Below are 16,285 nucleotides of genomic sequence, written 5' to 3' on the forward strand. Positions count from 1 at the left end.
CGCGCGATACGACCCGGAGGATTCGCGATGTGGTTTCTGGTGCTGGGCATCCTGGGCGTGGCCCTCAAATACTTCGAAGTCGGCCCGGTCGGCACCTGGAGCTGGTGGATCGTGCTGATTCCTTTCGCGCTCGCCGTGGCCTGGTGGGCCTGGGCCGATGCCTCGGGCTACACCAAGCGCAAGGTGGTCGAGCGCGAGGACGCGCGCCGCCAGGCGCGCATCGACCGGCAGAAGGCCAACATGGGCCTGAAGACCGGCACCGGATCGCGCCCACGCCGCTGAGTCCTGGGCGCTGACGGGCCCGCCGCGGCCCGCGTGTGAAACTCCTCCGACACGCCGCGCGGACCGCGGCGCTTCACAGGGAGGATCGAGGATGTCCACGCGCCTTTCATCGAACGGGCTTGCGCCCGTGCTGCGCATCGCCATGGGCTTGCTGATCGTGCTGGCCATGGGCACGGCCGGCTGGCTGCATCGCTCGCCATGGATCGTGCTGCTGGCGACGCCGTTGTTCACCGTGCTCTACGCGCTCGGCAAGTGGAATGCCTGGACCTTGGCCTGGCGGCTCGGCGGCGCACAGCGGATCGCGCTGTCGGCGCTCGTGACGCTGCCGATCCAGGCGGTGCTCGCGGGCGTGTTCTACCTGCTCGGTCTGGGCCTGAGCATGCTGCTGGCGCCCACCGCGCCGATCGCTGTGTTCTCGGGCGCCGATGCGCAGTGGGCCGCGGCGCTGTTCGTGCTGGCAGTCGCCGTGAGCGCGGCGATCATCCGGCTCGAGGACGTGGCGCCCGAGCCCGTGGCTGCCACGCCATCGCCCGTATCACCCGCAGCGGAGACCGAGCCCGAACTCGACATCGACCCAACGGCGCTGAATCACGACACCTTCTTCGAGTCCCCCGGCTACTGGCGCACCAATGCCGCGCGCGAAGCGCTCGCGCAGCGCGGCACGCCGGTCGAGAAGCCGCCGTTCGCGGCCAGCGAAGCCATGATCGAAGCCGCCGAGGCGCGGCTGGGCTTTCGACTGCCCGACACGCTGCGCGCGCTCTATGGGCGCATGAACGGCGGCTACGTGGGCTGGCTCTACGTGCCGCTGAAGCGCGACGCGGGGCCGTTCCACGACGACTGGCGCGGTGCCTTCTCCATCGACTATTCGAGCCTCGCGACGCTGGCCGAGCTGCGCACCGTGGCCGAGCACTACGAGGACTTCACGCACGATCCCGAGGACGTGCCGGCTGGCGCCGACAAGCTGGTGGTGCTGCAGGCCCGCTACGGCGACATGACCCTGCTCGACTACACGCGCGGGCCGCAGGCGCGGGTGCTGATCGCGGACTTCGATCGCCAGCCCGGCGTGGAGCCGGTCGACATCGCCTTCGAGAGCTTCGACCATTTCTTCGCGGCGCTGCGGCGCGTGCGTCCGGAGCGCGGCGTGGCGCGAACGGTCGCGCGCGATCTCGGCCCGCCGCTGGGCGAGGCCCCCGAGCAATGGCGCGCCTCGATGTTCTGGGGCGAGGCGCAGTCGCATTTCTTCCATCTCAATGCCGTGCAGCGCAAGGACGGCTCCGAGCCGCAACTGGTGGCCGACGATGCGTTGATCGCGCAGACCGAGGCGCGGCTGGGCCTGCGGCTGCCACGTGCGCTCGTGGCGCTGTGGCGCGTGAAGAACGGCGGCGGCGTCTCGTGCCGCTGGGTCGACATCGCCGACGGCGAGGGCCAGCCGTACAGCGAAGCCCTGCGCTACCTGATGCCGATGGAATACCTCGCGACCCTGGCCGAGCTGTCGGACCGCATCGTGTTCCCGCCGGGCGAAACGCCGTGGAAGCAGCGCTTCGATGCGCCGCAGCGGCTCGTGGTGCTCGAGGCCGACCACGGCCGGGTGGTCATGCTCGACTACCGCGACAGCGCCGCGCAGGCCCCGGCCGTGCTGGTCGTGGACGACCTGGACCGTGGTCCACCGCGCGAGCTGCTGCGCTTCGACAGCGTCGATGCGTTGCTGACGCGCCTGCGCCCGAAGTCCATCGGCTACGAGGACGTGGCGAAACCGTGGCAGCCGCCGGCCGCCACGGCCTGAGCGCCGGGCTTCAGAACTTGTCGAGCACCGCGCCCGAGCTCGCGCTCGAGGCATTGAACGCGAACTTGGCCTGCACGCCGCGCGTGTAGCGCGGGGCTGGAGCCTTCCAGCCTTCGCGGCGCTTGGCGATCTCGGCCTCGGGCACGTTGAGCTCGAGCTTGAGCGCATGCGCGTCGATGGTGATCGAGTCGCCCTCGTGGACGAAGGCGATGGTGCCGCCGGCCGCCGCTTCGGGCGCCACGTGGCCCACCACCATGCCCCAGGTGCCGCCCGAGAAGCGGCCGTCGGTGATCAGGCCCACGCTCTCGCCGAGGCCCGCGCCGATCAGCGCACCGGTGGGCGCGAGCATCTCGGGCATGCCCGGGCCGCCCTTGGGGCCGAGGTAGCGCAGCACCATCACGTCGCCGGCCACGATCTTGCCGTCGAGGATGGCCTTGAGCGCCGACTGCTCGTCGTCGAACACGCGCGCCGGGCCGGTGATGACCGGGTTCTTGAGGCCGGTGATCTTGGCGACCGCGCCTTCGGGCGACAGGTTGCCCTTGAGGATCGCCAGGTGGCCTTCGTCGTACATCGGCTTGTCAATCGGGCGGATCACGTCCTGGTCGGCGCGCGGCACGTCGGGCACGTCCTTGAGCACTTCGGCGATGGTCTGGCCGCTGATGGTGATGCAGTCGCCATGCAGCAGGCCGGCGTTGAGCAGCACCTTCATGACCTGCGGAATGCCGCCGGCCTGGTGCAGGTCGACCGCGAGGTACTTGCCCGAGGGCTTCAGGTCGCAGATCACCGGCACCTTCTTGCGCATGCGCTCGAAGTCGTCGATGGTCCATTCCACGCCGGCCGCGTGCGCGATCGCAAGGAAGTGCAGCACCGCGTTGGTCGAGCCGCCCGTGGCCATGATCACGGCCACCGCGTTCTCGATCGCCTTCTTGGTCACGATGTCGCGCGGCTTCAGGTCCTTCTTGATCGCCTCGATCAGCACCTTGGCCGATTCCTTGGCCGAGTTGGCCTTCTCGTCGTGCGGGTTCGCCATGGTCGACGAGTAGGGCAGCGAGATGCCGAGGGCCTCGAAGGCGCTGGACATGGTGTTGGCCGTGTACATGCCGCCGCACGAGCCCGTGCCGGGAATGGCGCGCTTCTCGATCTCGAGCAGGTCCTCGTCGCTCATGTTGCCGGCGGCGTTCTGGCCCACGGCCTCGAACACGCTCACGATGTTCAGGTCCTGGCCCTTGTAGCGGCCCGGCAGGATGGTGCCGCCGTAGACGTAGATGGCGGGCACGTTGGCGCGCAGCATGCCCATCAGGCCGCCGGGCATGTTCTTGTCGCAGCCGCCGACCACCAGCACGCCGTCCATCCACTGGCCGCCGACGCAGGTCTCGATGCAGTCCGAGATCACCTCGCGGCTCACCAGCGAGTACTTCATGCCTTCGGTGCCCATGGCCATGCCGTCGGAGATGGTGGGGGTGCCGAACACCTGCGCGTTGCCGCCGGCTTCCTCGATGCCCGCGATGGCCGCGTCGGCCAGCTTCTGCAGGCCCGAGTTGCAGGGCGTGATGGTGCTGTGGCCGTTGGCGACGCCGACCATCGGCTTCTTGAAGTCGCCTTCCTCGTAGCCCATCGCGTAGAACATCGAACGGTTGGGCGCGCGGCTCTTGCCTTCGACGATGTTGGCGCTGCGGCGATTGATCTGGATTGGCTTGGTGTCCATGGTGGGTGTCTCTTCGATCGTGGGGAGGGAAAACCGGGGAGCGCCAAGTATCGGACTTCTGATTGATTGCTTCCAATCCATTTTGAGAGGCTGATTGATATGCTTGGCATATGAATGAAAGCCTGATCGACCTGCGGGCCTGGCGCCAGTTCGTGGCCGTGGCCGAGGAACTGCATTTCGGCCGCGCCGCCCGGCGCCTGCACATGACCCAGCCGCCGGTCACGCAGGCCATCGCCCAGCTCGAGAAGACGCTGGGCGTGGTGCTGTTCGACCGCACGCGGCGCCGGGTGGCGCTCACGCCGGCCGGCGAGGCGCTGCTGCCCGACGTGCGCGAACTGCTGGCGCGGGCCCAGGCGCTGCCGGCGCGCGCCCGCGCGGCCGCGGCCGGGCAGGTGGGGCGGGTGCGCATCGCCTTCGTCTCGACCGTGGGCTTCGAGCAGTTGCCCGACTGGGTGCGCGAGTTCCGCGTGCTCTGCCCCGAGGTGGCGCTCGAGCTGGTCGAGGCCACGGGCGACGTGCAGCTCGAGGCTTTCGCCCGCGGCGAGATCGATGCCGGCCTGATGCTGCATTCGCCGGGCGCCGCGCCGCCGGGGCTGGCGCGGCTGGCGGTGTCGCAGGAGCCGCTGGTGCTGGCCCTGCCGCAGCGGCACGCGCTCGCGAGCGCCCAGCAGCTGCCGCTGGCCGAGGTGCTGGCCGAGCCGCTGGTGATCTTCCCGCGCCGCATCGTGCCTTCGCTGCACGACGCGGTCTTCGCGCTCTACCACGCGGCCGGGCGCGTGCCGCAGCTGGCGCAGGAGGCGATCCAGATGCAGACCATCGTCAACCTGGTCTCGGGCGGCATCGGCGTGGCCTGGGTGCCCGAGAGCGTCACGCAGTTCCGGCGCGCGGGCGTGGTCTACCGGGGCGCCGGCGAGTTCGCGCCCGCGGGCCGGCGCCGCGCCGCGTCGGCGCTGCCGCGCTGCGAAACCAGCCTGGTGTGGCCGGCGGAGGCCGCCAACCCGGCGCTCGAGCGCTTCATCGCGTTCGTGCGGGAGCGCCAGCCGGCGGCCGCGCGCGGCGCGGCGTAGCGGCGGAAGAGGGCGGCGGCCCGTCGAGCGCGGCGGCCAGCAGCGTCTCGAGCCAGCCCGCGAAGGCCTGCAGGCGCCGCGACAGGTTGCGCCGGTGCGGGTACACCAGGTGCACCGGCAGCGGCTCGGCGCGCGCGTCGGGCATCAGCTCGACCAGCTCGCCGGCCGCGAGCTGCGTGCGCACGTCGTACAGCGGTATCTGGATCAGCCCCAGGCCCGCGAGCGCGCAGGCGATGTAGGTCTCGGCGTTGTTGGCCGTCACCTGGCTGCGCATGCGCAGCGAGGCGGTCTCGCCGTCGCGCTGCCATTCCCAGGGCGCCGCGCGGCCGCTGGTCGGCGAGGCGTAGTTCACCGCCAGGTGCTGCGGCAAGTCGGCCGGCGTGCGCGGCGTGCCGTGCCGCGCCAGGTAGGCCGGGCTCGCGCAGTTGACCAGCGTGAAGTGCCCGAGCGGCCGCGCCACCAGGCTGCTGCTGGCCAGCGGCCCCACGCGCAGCGCGCAGTCCACGCCCTCGTGCACCAGGTCGACCGCGCGGTCGCTCGAGCCGAGTTCGAGCTCGAGCGCCGGATAGCGCGCGAAGAAATCGGGCAGCGCGGGCGCGATCAAAAGCCGCGCGATGCGGCTGGGCACGTCGACCTTGAGCCGCCCGCCCACGCTGCCGTGCGCGGGCAGGAACTGCTGCTCGAGGTCGTCCATGTCGGCCACCAGCGCGCGGGCGCGCTCGAGCAGCACCTCGCCGTCGGGCGTGAGGCCCACGCGCCGTGTGGTGCGGTGGAGCAGCCGCGAGCCCAGCCGCGCCTCGAGCTGCTGCACCGCGGTCGAGATGGTGGCGCGCGGCAGGCCGAGGCGGTCGGCGGCGCGCGTGAAGCTGCCGGACTCGGCCACGCGCAGGAAGACCTGGAGGAGGTCGATGCGGTCCATGAGAAGGGCGCCGGGGCGGGAAGGGATTGTTCGGGGATTTCCGAGCAGTCTAGCCTCGAATTGCCTATTTATCGGCCGTCTGACGATCAATACACTGCCCCCGTGTCACACATCAATGGCTTTCAACCCAGGAGATCCCCATGTCCGCACGCACACTGAAGAACAAGGTCGCCGTCATCGCCGGCGGCGGCAAGAACCTCGGCGCGCTCGTCGCCCAGCAACTGGTCGACGGGGGCGTGCGCGGCGTCGCCATCCACTACAACAGCGACAGCTCGCGCGCCGATGCCGAGAAGACCGCCGCCGCCCTCGAGGCCAAGGGCGCCGACACCCTGCTGGTGCAGGGCGACCTCGCGGTGGTCGAGAACAACGTCAAGCTGTTCGACCAGGCCGTCAAGCAGTTCGGCCAGGTCGACATCGCGATCAACACCGCGGGCGTGGTCATCAAGAAGCCGATCCTCGAGGTCACCGAAGCCGACTACGACAAGAGCTTCGACGCCAATGCCAAGGCCGCCTTCTTCTTCATCCAGCAGGCCGGCCGCACGCTGGCCGAGGGCGGCAGCATCGTCACGATCGTGAGCTCGCTGCTCGCGGCCTACACGCCGTTCTATGCGATCTACCCGGGCTCGAAGGCCGCGGTGGAGCACTACACGCGCGCCGCCTCCAAGGAGTTCGGCGAGCGCGGCATCTCGGTCAACGCGATCGGCCCGGGCCCGATGGACACGCCCTTCTTCTACGGCCAGGAGAGCAAGGAGGCGGTGGATTACCACAGCAGCGCCGCCGCGCTCAGCAAGTTCTCGAAGAAGGGCCTGACCGACATCGAGGACATCGCGCCCATCGTGCGCTTCCTGGTCACCGAGGGCTGGTGGATCACCGGCCAGACCATCTTCGCCAACGGGGGCTACACCACGCGCTGACGCATCGCGCCGAGAAGCGATGCACACGCTCATCGTGATGGGCAGCGGCTTCGTGCTGCTGGCCTTCTTCCTGCTGGCCGGCCGCGTGCTCGGCGGCGGCGGCGACGCGGCCCTGGGCACGGCCGCGCTCTGGTTCGTGCCGGCCTGGTTCGTCGGCGCCGGCATCAACATGGCGGTGGGGGTGATCGAGGCCGGCTACAGCGTGGCCGAGGAGCTGCCGATCTTCCTGCTGGTGTTCGCCGTGCCGGCCGCCGTCGCCGGCATCGTTTGGTGGAAGTTCGGGCGCTGAGGCCCGCGCCCCCGGATGCCCCCACGCCCCCGGCCGCGTCATGCGGCGCGGGCACAATCCGCGGATGCTCATGTATCCGCAGATCAATCCCATCGCCCTGCAGCTCGGGCCGATCGCCATCCACTGGTACGGCCTGACCTACCTGGCGGCCTTCGCGCTGTTCTACTTCCTCGGCACGCTGCGGCTCAAGCACGAGCCCTACCGCAGCCTCGTGGGCGCCGGGGCCTGGCAGCGCAAGGACATCGAGGACATCCTGTTCCTCGGCGTGGTCGGCGTCATCGTCGGCGGCCGGCTCGGCTACTGCCTGTTCTACCGGCCCGAGTTCTACCTGTTCAATCCGCTCGAGATCTTCAAGGTCTGGGAAGGCGGCATGAGCTTCCACGGCGGCATGCTCGGCGTGATCGCGGCCATGGTCTGGTTCGCGCGTTCGCGCGCGCGGCCGTTCTGGCAGGTGATGGACTTCGTCGCGCCCTGCGTGCCGACCGGGCTCGCGGCGGGCCGCGTGGGCAACTTCATCAACGGCGAACTCTGGGGCCGCTTCAGCAGCCCCGACCTGCCCTGGGGCATGGTGTTCCCGCAGAGCGGCTCGATGCTGCCGCGCCATCCCTCGCAGGTCTACCAGTTCCTGCTCGAGGGGCTGCTGCTGTTCGTGCTGCTGTGGCTCTACGCGCGCAAGCCGCGCAAGCAGGCCCAGGTGTCGGCCTTCTTCCTCGTGGGCTACGGCATCTTCCGCTTCATCGCCGAATTCTTCCGCGAGCCCGACAAGATCTTTGCCCACCCGGGCAACGAGCTGGGCCTGCGCGCGCTCGACCTGAGCCAGGGCCAGTGGCTCTGCGTGCCGATGATCCTGGGCGGCATCGCCCTGTGGGTCTGGGCCTCGCGCCGCGAGCAGGCGCCGCCGCCGGTGGCCAGCAAGGCCTGACGCCGCACCGGGAGCCGGGGAGGGCGGGGCGCCGCCCCGTCCCGCGCCTCCTGCACCTGCCGCGTGCCGCACCGCCGGCCACGCAAGCTATCGTCTGACCAGGGTAAGTCCGGAGCCCCGCGTTTCACGCGCGGCCCTTGCGCTGCCTCGCATCCGGGCTCAGAATTACGCGTAATTACAGGAAATTACGCGATCGAACCCGCCATGCGCCTGGTCCACAACTCCCTGCACGACGAAGTCGCCACCACGCTGCGCGAGCAGATCTTCGACGGCACCCTGGCACCCGGCAGCTTCGTCGACGAGATCGCGCTGTGCGAGCGGCTGTCGATCTCGCGCACGCCGCTGCGCGAGGCGCTCAAGGTGCTCACCGCCGAAGGCCTGCTGCGCCACGAGCCGCGCCGCGGCTGCTTCGTGCGCGAGGTGACCGAGCGCGACCTCGACGAGATCTTCCCGGTCATCGCGCTGCTCGAGGGCCGTTGCGCCTTCGAGGCGGCGCGCAACGCCAGCGATGCCGAGCTGCACGAGCTCGACGCCCTGCACGAGCGGCTGGTGCGCCACGCCAAGGCCAAGCGCATCAACGACTACTACGCCACCAACCACCTGATCCACGAGGCCATCATCCAGCTGGCCGACAACAAGTGGCTGGCCCAGGTGATCGGCGACCTGCGCAAGATCCTCAAGCTCGCGCGCCAGCAGCAGCTGCATGCGCCGGGGCGGCTCGAGCAGAGCCTGTCGGAGCATCTCGCGGTGTTCGCGGCGCTCAAGGCGCGCGACAGCGAAGGCGCCGATGCCGCGATGCGCACCCACATGACGCGCCAGCGCGAGGCGCTGCGCGAGGTGATGCGCAACCAGCAGAAATCGCGGGTCATGCCATGAAGCGCGCCGCCACCTCTTCCTCGTCTTTTTCTTTCTGCATGGGAGTGCATCCACGATGAGTGCGACCGAATGGTTCCAGGCGCGATTGCGCACGGGCGACAAGAACGAACGCAAGGTACCGGTGGCCTCCGACGCCCCCGCGAAGGGTGCCGCCAAGTCCGCGCCCAAGCCCAGCGCCCGCACCACCGCCGAGCGGCTCGAAGCCACCCTGCGCAAGGCCGACGAGGCGCTGTCGCCGCGCGCGCTGCGCCGCGTGCTGGCCGCCATGCAGTCGGTGATCGACCCGCGCGTGAGCGAGGTCGAGGGCGGCCGCCGTGCCCATGCCATCGCGATCGAATACGCCGCCGCCACGCCCGAGGAGCGGCGCGATTTCTGGGCCCTGATGAGCGAGCATTTCGCCGCCGACGCGCAAAAGCTCAAGACCGCGCGCGACCAGCACCAGGCCGCCGTCGGCACGCCCGACGAGGGCCAGGCCGAGCTCAAGCTGCGCCGCGCGCTGGTGTCGCCGCGGATGCGCCTGCTGCAGCGCTTCGCGGTCGAGCCCGCGGGCATGCGCTTCCTGGTCGACCTGCGCGCCGAGCTGCTGCCCGGCCTCAAGGGCGACCGCCGCCTGCTCGCGCTCGACGCCGAGCTCGAGCAGCTGTTCTCGACCTGGTTCGACGTCGCCTTCCTCGAGCTGCGCCGCATCGACTGGAACTCGCCGGCCTCGCTGATCGAGAAGCTGATCCGCTACGAGGCGGTGCACGACATCAAGAGCTGGAACGACGTGAAGAACCGGCTCGACGACAGCGACCGCCGCTGCTACGGCTTCTTCCATCCACGGCTGCCCAACGAGCCGCTGATCTTCGTCGAGGTGGCGCTGGTCGACCGCGTGAGCGACGGCATCACGCCGCTGCTCGACGAGACGGCCGTGCCGGTGCCGCCGGCGCGCGCCACCACCGCGATCTTCTATTCGATCAGCAACACGCAGAACGGCCTGCGCGGCGTGAGCTTCGGCGACTCGCTGATCAAGCGCGTGGTCGAGACCCTGCAGGACGAACTGCCGCGGCTCAAGACCTTCGCCACGCTGTCGCCGATCCCGGGCTTTCGCACCTGGCTCGCGAAGAACGCCCCCGACATGACCGCGCGCCTCGACGAGAAGCGCGCCGCCGAGATCGGCCGCCTCGTGGGCTCGCTGCCGCCCACGCCCGACCGGCTGCTGGCCGCCGTCGATGCCGCCGCGAGCCTGGACCCCAAGTCGCCGCTGCGCCAGTGGCTGCTGCAGTGCGCGGCCGAGTACCTGGGCCGCTCGCTGGTCGACGGCACGCCGGCCGACCCGGTCGCGCGCTTCCACCTGGGCAACGGCGCGCGCGTCGAGCGCCTCAACTGGGCCGGCGATCCGTCGCCCAAGGGACAGAAGCAGTCCTATGGCCTCATGGTGAACTACCTATACGATCTCAAGCGTCTGGACCGGCACCGCGACTGGCTCGCGCAGGGCAAGGTGGCCGTGTCGGGAGACGTCGAAAGTCTGTTTTTCAAGAAAGGCTGATCGGGCCTCAAGCCCGGCGCATACAGCGCCGGCCGTCGCTCGCGCGGCGATCCACAACGACAGGAGATGAGACAGATGAACCAGAGTTTTCAGCGGCGCGACGTGTTGCGCCTGGCGGCTGCGGGCGCGGCGGTTCTTTGCGGCGGCGCCGCGACCGCGCAGGGCAACTGGCCGACCAAGCCGGTCAACGTGGTCGTGCCGTTCCCGGCCGGCGGCGGCACCGACGCCTTCGCGCGTCCGCTGTCGGGCCAGTTCGCCAAGCTCACGAGCCAGACCCTGGTGATCGACAACCGCGGCGGCGCGGGCGGCACGCTGGGCGCGAGCATCGCCTCCAAGGCGCCGGCCGACGGCTACACGCTGTTCATGGGCGCGGTGCACCATGCGATCGCGCCTTCGATCTATCCCAAGCTCGACTACGACATCGAGAAGGACTTCGTGCCGCTGATGCTGCTGGCCAACGTGCCGCAGGTGGTGGTGGTCAATCCCAAGCGCGTGCAGGCCGCGACCATCCAGGAGTTCATCGCGCTCGTGAAGCGCAGCCCCGGCAAGTTCAACTACGGTTCGGCCGGCGCGGGCACCTCGCACCACCTGGCGGGCGAGCTGTTCAAGATCCAGACCGGCACCTTCATCACCCACATCCCGTACCGCGGCGCGGGCCCGGCGCTGGCCGACCTGATCTCGGGCAACGTCGACCTGATGTTCGACGGCCTCGGTTCCTCGGCGCAGCACATCAAGAGCGGCCGCATCAAGGCGCTGATGGTGGCGGGTGCCAAGCGCAACCCGGCCTTTCCCGACGTGCCCTGCGCGGCCGAGGTGGGCCTGCCCGACTACACCGTGACCACCTGGTACGGCCTCTGGGCGCCCAAGGGCACGCCGGCCGACGTGCAGGCCAAGGTGGTGGAGGACATGAAGAAATCGCTCGCGAGCGACGAGCTCAAGGCCATCTGGGCGCAGAACGGCTCCGAGATCCCGAACCTGACCATGGCCGCGTACGGCGGCTTCGTCAATTCGGAGATCAAACGCTGGGCCGCCGTGGTCAAGGCCTCGGGCGCCAAGCTCGAATGAGCGCGGGCAGCGTCAGCCTGCGCCGCGAGGGCGCGCTCGCGTTCCTCACGCTGTCGAACCCGGCACGCCTGAACGCGATGACGCGCGCGATGTGGCGCGAGCTGCGCGCGCTCGTGGCCGGCCTCGGCGCCGACCCGGCGCTGCGCTGCGTGATCGTGCGCGGGGAGGGCGGCGCCTTCTGCGCGGGCGGCGACATCTCCGAGTACCCGTCGTTCCGCTTCGAGGCCGCGAGCCTGCGCGAATTCCACGAGAACGAGGTCTGGGCCGCGCTGCAGGCGCTGCTCGACTGCCCGCTGCCGCTGGTCGCGCAGATCGAGGGTGCGTGCATGGGCGCGGGCATCGAGATCGCGAGCTGCTGCGACATCCGCCTCGCGGGCGCCTCGTCGAAGTTCGGCGCGCCGATCGCGAAGCTCGGCTTTCCGATGGCGCCGCGCGAGGCCGCGCTGGTGCATGGCGCCATCGGCGACACGCTGGCGCGCGACATGCTGCTGGCCGCCGGCGTGCACGATGCCACGCGGCTCTACCACGCGGGTTTCCTGCTCTCGGTGCTGCCCGACGCCGAGGTGGCCGCCGCGGCCGAGGCGCACGCGGCGCGCATCGCGCGGCTCGCGCCGCAGACCGCGCGCATGCACAAGCGCACCTTCGCCGTGCTGCACCATGCCGTGACCGGCGCCAACACCGCGCCGCCCGAGGTGGAGCCGGTCGCCGCGCTGGTCGCCACCGCCTACGACTACGCCGACTCGGCCGAGCACCGCGAAGGCATCGCCGCCTTTCTCGCCAAGCGCGCGCCCGATTTCTGACCCGCCTTTCGTTTTTCGCCTCCTGTGAAGTCCGACCGATGAAGAAGACCGCCAACGCCAACCTGTTCGCCGCCCTGCGCGCGGCCTTTCCCGCCGACCTCGATGCCATCGCGGTCGAGACCGACAACGGCCTCGCGTACTCGTGGCGCGACCTCGACCGCGCGAGCGCGATGATCGCCAACCTGCTCGACGCGCTGAAGCTCGAGAAGGGCGCGCGCATCGCGGTGCAGGTCGAGAAGTCGGTCGAGGCGATGCTGCTGTACCTCGCGACCCTGCGCGCGGGCTATGTGTTCCTGCCGCTCAACACCGCCTACCAGAGCGCCGAGATCGAGTACTTCATCGGCAACGCCGAGCCCGCCGTGGTGGTCTGCACCAGCCGCAACGCGGCCTGGGTGGCGCCGCTGGCCACGGCCGCCGGCACCCGCCACGTGTTCACGCTCGACGACGACCGCAGCGGCACCCTGCTCGAGGTCGCGGCCAGCTGCAGCGACGTGCACAAGCCGGCCGCGAAGTCGGCCGACGACCTGGCCGCGATCCTCTACACCAGCGGCACCACCGGCCGCAGCAAGGGCGCGATGCTCACGCACGGCAACCTGCTGTCGAATGCCGAGGTGCTCAAGGACTACTGGGGTTGGACCGAGGGCGACGTGCTGATCCACGCGCTGCCGATCTTCCACGTGCACGGCCTGTTCGTGGCGCTGCACGGCGCGCTGCTCAACGGCAGCAAGATCCTCTGGTTCTCCAAGTTCGATCCCAAGCGCATCGCCGCGAAGCTGCCCGAGGCCACCGTGTTCATGGGCGTGCCCACGCTCTACGTGCGCCTGCTGGCCGAGCCCGGCCTCACGCGCGAGGCGGTGCGCAACATGCGGCTGTTCGTCGCGGGTTCGGCGCCGCTCTTGATCGAGACCTTCGACGAGTGGCGCGAGCGCACCGGCCACACCATCCTCGAGCGCTACGGCATGAGCGAGACCATCATGCTGACCTCGAACCCCTACCGCCCCGAGCAGGGCGAGCGCCGCGGCGGCACCGTCGGCTTCGCGCTGCCGGGCGTGCAGCTGCGCGTGCGCGACGACCAGGGCCGCGACTGCACCACCGACGAGATCGGCGGCATCGAGGTCAGCGGCCCCAACGTGTTCGCGGGCTACTGGCGCATGCCCGAGAAGACGCAGGAGGAGTTCACGGCCGACGGCTTCTTCAAGACCGGCGACGTGGGCAAGATCGACGGCCGCGGCTACATCACCATCGTCGGGCGCAGCAAGGACCTGATCATCAGCGGCGGCTACAACGTCTATCCGGCCGAGATCGAGGGCTACATCAACGAGATGGCCGGCGTGGCCGAGAGCGCGGTGGTCGGCGTGCCGCACCCCGACTTCGGCGAGGTCGGCGTGGCGATCGTCATCGCCAAGCCCGGCGCCACGCTCGACGGCGATGCGATCGTGGCCGAGCTCAAGGCCAGGCTCGCGAACTTCAAGATCCCGAAGCGCTGCTTCATCGTGCCGGAGCTGCCGCGCAACACCATGGGCAAGGTGCAGAAGGCGCTGCTGCGCGGCGAGCACAAGGGGCTGTTCGCCTAGGCCCTTCTAGGTTGTCGGCGCGTCCTTCGCGCGCCTGAAGACGATGTCCTCCACCATCGGCTCGAAAGGCACCGCGATGCGGTCGATGCGGCCCGCGCGGTCGTAGAGAAAGCTCAGCGCGAGGTTGTCGGGGTGGAACACCGTCGGCCGGTCCGGCGTGACGAACATGTCGTAGTGCCAGTGCGTGAGCGCGCCGGCGGCGCCGCGCCAGTGCCAGGCGAGGTGGTCGCCCTCGTGCGCGATCTCGATGCAGCCGTAGGCCGGATGCTCGTAGCGGCCCGCGTACTCCTCGAGCGCATGGCTGGGCTGCGTGCCGGTGCGGCGCCGGTCCGTGCGCGCCTTCTCGTCGACCCGCTGCTGCACCAGGTCGGCGCGGCGCTTCGCGAGCAGCCGCTGGAACCAGTCGACCGGCTCGCGGCCCGCGATGCGGTCGAGCGCCGCGAAGGTGAGGATCGAGGTCACGGCGCCCGGCGCGCGATTGGTCAGCACCGCCACGCCCGCGCGGCGCGAGGGCACCACGGTCATCAGCGTGGCCCAGCCGAACCACGAGCCCGAATGCGCGAGCGTGCGGTCGCCGCGGTAGTTCTCGCAGAACAGGCCCAGGCCGTAGTGCGAATCGCCGATCTCGGCATGCTCGGAACGCGACATCCAGGCGCGCGGCATGCCCATCTCGCGCACCGTCCTGGCCGACAGCAGCGGCGTGTCGCCGACACGGCCTTCGTCGAGCAGGCAGCGCATCCACTTCGCGAGATCGGCGGCGCTGGCATTGAGCCCGCCGCCCGCGGCCGTCGGCACCGGCCACAGCTGCGCGGGCACGGGATCGCCCTCGACCATGGTGTGCGGGCGGGCCGCATCGGCGGCCGCCACCAGCGCGTCGATGCCGAAGCCGTAGTGCGTGAAGCCCAGCGGTTTGAGCAGCCGCTCGGTCACGAAGTCCTGCCAGCCCTGTCCGCTGAGTCGCTCGATCACGATGCCCGCGACCATGTAGCCGAGGTTCGAGTACTGGAAGGCCTCGCGCAGTTCGCGGCTCGGCACCAGGTGGCGCAGCAGCGGCAGCATCTGCGCGCTCGTCAGGTCGGCCGGCATGTGCAGCCAGTCGTGGCGCGGCAGGCCGCTGAGGTGGCTCAGCAGGTCGCGCACCGTGAGCTGCGCGGTCGCCACCGCATCGTGCAGCCGGAACTCCGGGATGACTTCGCGCACCGGCCGGCTCCAGGCGAGCCGGCCCTCGTCGACCAGCAGGCCGAGCCCGGCCGCGGTGAAGGACTTGGTGATCGAGCACAGCAGGAACTGCGTGTCGGCGGTCACGGGCTCGCTGCCGCGCAGGTCGCGCACGCCATAGCCCTTCAGCAGCGAGACCTCGCCATCCTCGATCACCGCGAGCGCGAGCCCCGGGATCTTCCATTCCTTCATCGAGCTTTCGACGAGGCTTTCGAATTCGCGCCACATGATCGGGGTCCTAGGGTTCGGGGCGCGAATCCTAAGGCATCCGTCATGCGGCGCTCTCAACCCATGCCGTTCATCAATCCCGTGCGCGCATGGCAGTTGATGTATTCGTAGCGCTGCTCGTCGGCCTTGAGCACCGACACCTCGTGGTACACGCGCAGCTGCAGCTGGAAGTTCAGCGCCTGCACATAGCGCATGAAGCTGCCGAAGATCGCCACGTGGGTCGGATGCGATTCGGCCCAGCGCTCCATGTCGGCCAGCGAGCGCCAGAAGCTCAGGCCGAAGGACTTCTGCAGCGGCGCGCCGCGCGCATCGAGATGCCGCATGTAGCGGTTGCTGTAGCAGCCGATGGCCAGGCCCTGGTCGCGCAGGAAGTCCATGCCTTCGCGCAGCACCGGCTCCATCTCCTCGAGGTAGAGCGTGCGCTCCTGGCCGGTGGTGTCGGTCCATTCCTGGCCCGAGCGGATCATCGCGACGTGTTCATGGCCCGCGATGCGCACGCGCCGGCCCGGCGCGGGCGCGTCGCCGACCGCCGCGCGCGTGCCCGAGGGCGACATCGGATCGGTCTGCGACAACGGGATGCGGTCGCGCATCGATCCCCAGTAGCCATGCTCCTGCAGTTCGCCGCTCACGCCACCCATGGCCACGCCGATGCCCTCGAGCCGGTCGGGCGTGTTGAACATGGTCTCGAAGTGCTGCACGCGCGGCGACACGATCTCGCGGAAATAGCCCAGGCCCTCGTGCAGCCGCTCGTCCGATTGCCACCAGCCGTCGATCTCGGGCGTGGCGCTCCAGCGCGCGAAGGCCGCCGGGTCGGTCCAGTAGGCGATCGCGATCATGTTGTCGTGGCCCTCGGCATCGACATAGTGCGTGAGGTCGTGGTGCAGCGGGCCATCGGGCTGCGCGAAGTCGCGCGCGATGCGCATCAGCGCGGCGCAGGCGCGGCCCTGCTGCTCGGCGCCGAGCGACTGCACGCCGAAGTAGCCCATCACCACCTGCGTGACCGCGCGGTCGGCGCGGGCCGACCAGACGGGGTAGGGCGGTGTGTAGTCGTCCTCCACGCGGCGGGTGCGCGTGCGCGGGCACTTCAGGTGCTCGTCGATGGCGGATTCCATGGC

The 16,285-nt window shown here is 70.1% G+C and carries 15 protein-coding genes; 11 read left to right on the plus strand and 4 right to left on the minus strand.

Annotation, left to right across the window (positions count from 1 at the left end; all coding sequences use genetic code 11):
- Positions 1 to 27: 27 nt before the first annotated feature.
- Entirely contained in the window at positions 28 to 282 is a 255-nt protein-coding gene (locus KV106_RS12755; RefSeq protein ID WP_057594544.1) for a TIGR04438 family Trp-rich protein, read from the plus strand.
- Between the two features lie 91 nt (positions 283 to 373).
- On the plus strand, positions 374 to 2,065 hold the full coding sequence (locus KV106_RS12760; protein ID WP_261210621.1) for an SMI1/KNR4 family protein: 1,692 nt from the start codon (positions 374 to 376) through the stop codon (positions 2,063 to 2,065).
- A gap of 10 nt (positions 2,066 to 2,075) precedes the next feature.
- Here KV106_RS12760 and ilvD read toward each other — a convergent pair whose 3' ends face one another.
- Complete coding sequence (gene ilvD, locus KV106_RS12765) at positions 2,076 to 3,770, minus strand: dihydroxy-acid dehydratase (RefSeq protein ID WP_057594546.1); 1,695 nt, start codon at positions 3,768 to 3,770, stop codon at positions 2,076 to 2,078.
- 110 nt (positions 3,771 to 3,880) lie between these two features.
- Between ilvD and KV106_RS12770 the strand changes: the two genes are divergently transcribed.
- Entirely contained in the window at positions 3,881 to 4,837 is a 957-nt protein-coding gene (locus KV106_RS12770) for a LysR family transcriptional regulator (protein WP_261210622.1), read from the plus strand.
- Here the strand turns inward: KV106_RS12770 and KV106_RS12775 are convergent.
- Entirely contained in the window at positions 4,785 to 5,756 is a 972-nt protein-coding gene (locus tag KV106_RS12775; RefSeq protein ID WP_057594548.1) for a LysR family transcriptional regulator, read from the minus strand. The genes KV106_RS12770 and KV106_RS12775 overlap by 53 nt on opposite strands.
- Positions 5,757 to 5,896: 140 nt before the next feature.
- Here KV106_RS12775 and KV106_RS12780 point away from each other — a divergent pair, with 140 nt between their 5' ends.
- The 8 genes from KV106_RS12780 to KV106_RS12815 all read left to right on the plus strand — a co-directional run bounded on the left by KV106_RS12780 (position 5,897) and on the right by KV106_RS12815 (position 13,724).
- Entirely contained in the window at positions 5,897 to 6,670 is a 774-nt protein-coding gene (locus KV106_RS12780) for an SDR family oxidoreductase (RefSeq protein WP_261210623.1), read from the plus strand.
- 19 nt (positions 6,671 to 6,689) lie between these two features.
- Positions 6,690 to 6,959 (plus strand): hypothetical protein, encoded by a 270-nt coding sequence (locus KV106_RS12785; RefSeq protein WP_057594550.1) that lies wholly within the window; start codon positions 6,690 to 6,692, stop codon positions 6,957 to 6,959.
- A 64-nt stretch (positions 6,960 to 7,023) separates the two neighbouring features.
- Entirely contained in the window at positions 7,024 to 7,881 is an 858-nt protein-coding gene (gene lgt, locus KV106_RS12790; protein WP_261210624.1) for a prolipoprotein diacylglyceryl transferase, read from the plus strand.
- A gap of 204 nt (positions 7,882 to 8,085) precedes the next feature.
- On the plus strand, positions 8,086 to 8,757 hold the full coding sequence (locus KV106_RS12795) for a GntR family transcriptional regulator (RefSeq protein ID WP_057594552.1): 672 nt from the start codon (positions 8,086 to 8,088) through the stop codon (positions 8,755 to 8,757).
- A 55-nt stretch (positions 8,758 to 8,812) separates the two neighbouring features.
- Complete coding sequence (locus tag KV106_RS12800) at positions 8,813 to 10,285, plus strand: malonyl-CoA decarboxylase (RefSeq protein WP_261210625.1); 1,473 nt, start codon at positions 8,813 to 8,815, stop codon at positions 10,283 to 10,285.
- Positions 10,286 to 10,360: 75 nt separating this feature from the next.
- Entirely contained in the window at positions 10,361 to 11,350 is a 990-nt protein-coding gene (locus KV106_RS12805) for a Bug family tripartite tricarboxylate transporter substrate binding protein (protein ID WP_057594554.1), read from the plus strand.
- On the plus strand, positions 11,347 to 12,150 hold the full coding sequence (locus KV106_RS12810) for an enoyl-CoA hydratase/isomerase family protein (protein WP_261210626.1): 804 nt from the start codon (positions 11,347 to 11,349) through the stop codon (positions 12,148 to 12,150). Before KV106_RS12805 ends, KV106_RS12810 begins: the two co-directional genes overlap by 4 nt.
- A 38-nt stretch (positions 12,151 to 12,188) precedes the next feature.
- A complete protein-coding gene (locus KV106_RS12815) occupies positions 12,189 to 13,724 on the plus strand; it encodes a malonate--CoA ligase (RefSeq protein ID WP_057594556.1) in 1,536 nt (511 codons plus the stop codon).
- A 6-nt stretch (positions 13,725 to 13,730) separates the two neighbouring features.
- Here KV106_RS12815 and KV106_RS12820 read toward each other — a convergent pair whose 3' ends face one another.
- Both KV106_RS12820 and KV106_RS12825 read right to left on the minus strand, forming a co-directional pair.
- Complete coding sequence (locus tag KV106_RS12820; protein WP_261210627.1) at positions 13,731 to 15,170, minus strand: serine hydrolase; 1,440 nt, start codon at positions 15,168 to 15,170, stop codon at positions 13,731 to 13,733.
- A gap of 56 nt (positions 15,171 to 15,226) precedes the next feature.
- On the minus strand, positions 15,227 to 16,282 hold the full coding sequence (locus tag KV106_RS12825) for a phenylacetaldoxime dehydratase family protein (protein ID WP_261210628.1): 1,056 nt from the start codon (positions 16,280 to 16,282) through the stop codon (positions 15,227 to 15,229).
- Between the last annotated feature and the right edge of the window lie 3 nt (positions 16,283 to 16,285).

Source organism: Variovorax endophyticus (assembly GCF_025376855.1).
Taxonomy (GTDB): Bacteria; Pseudomonadota; Gammaproteobacteria; order Burkholderiales; family Burkholderiaceae_C; genus Variovorax.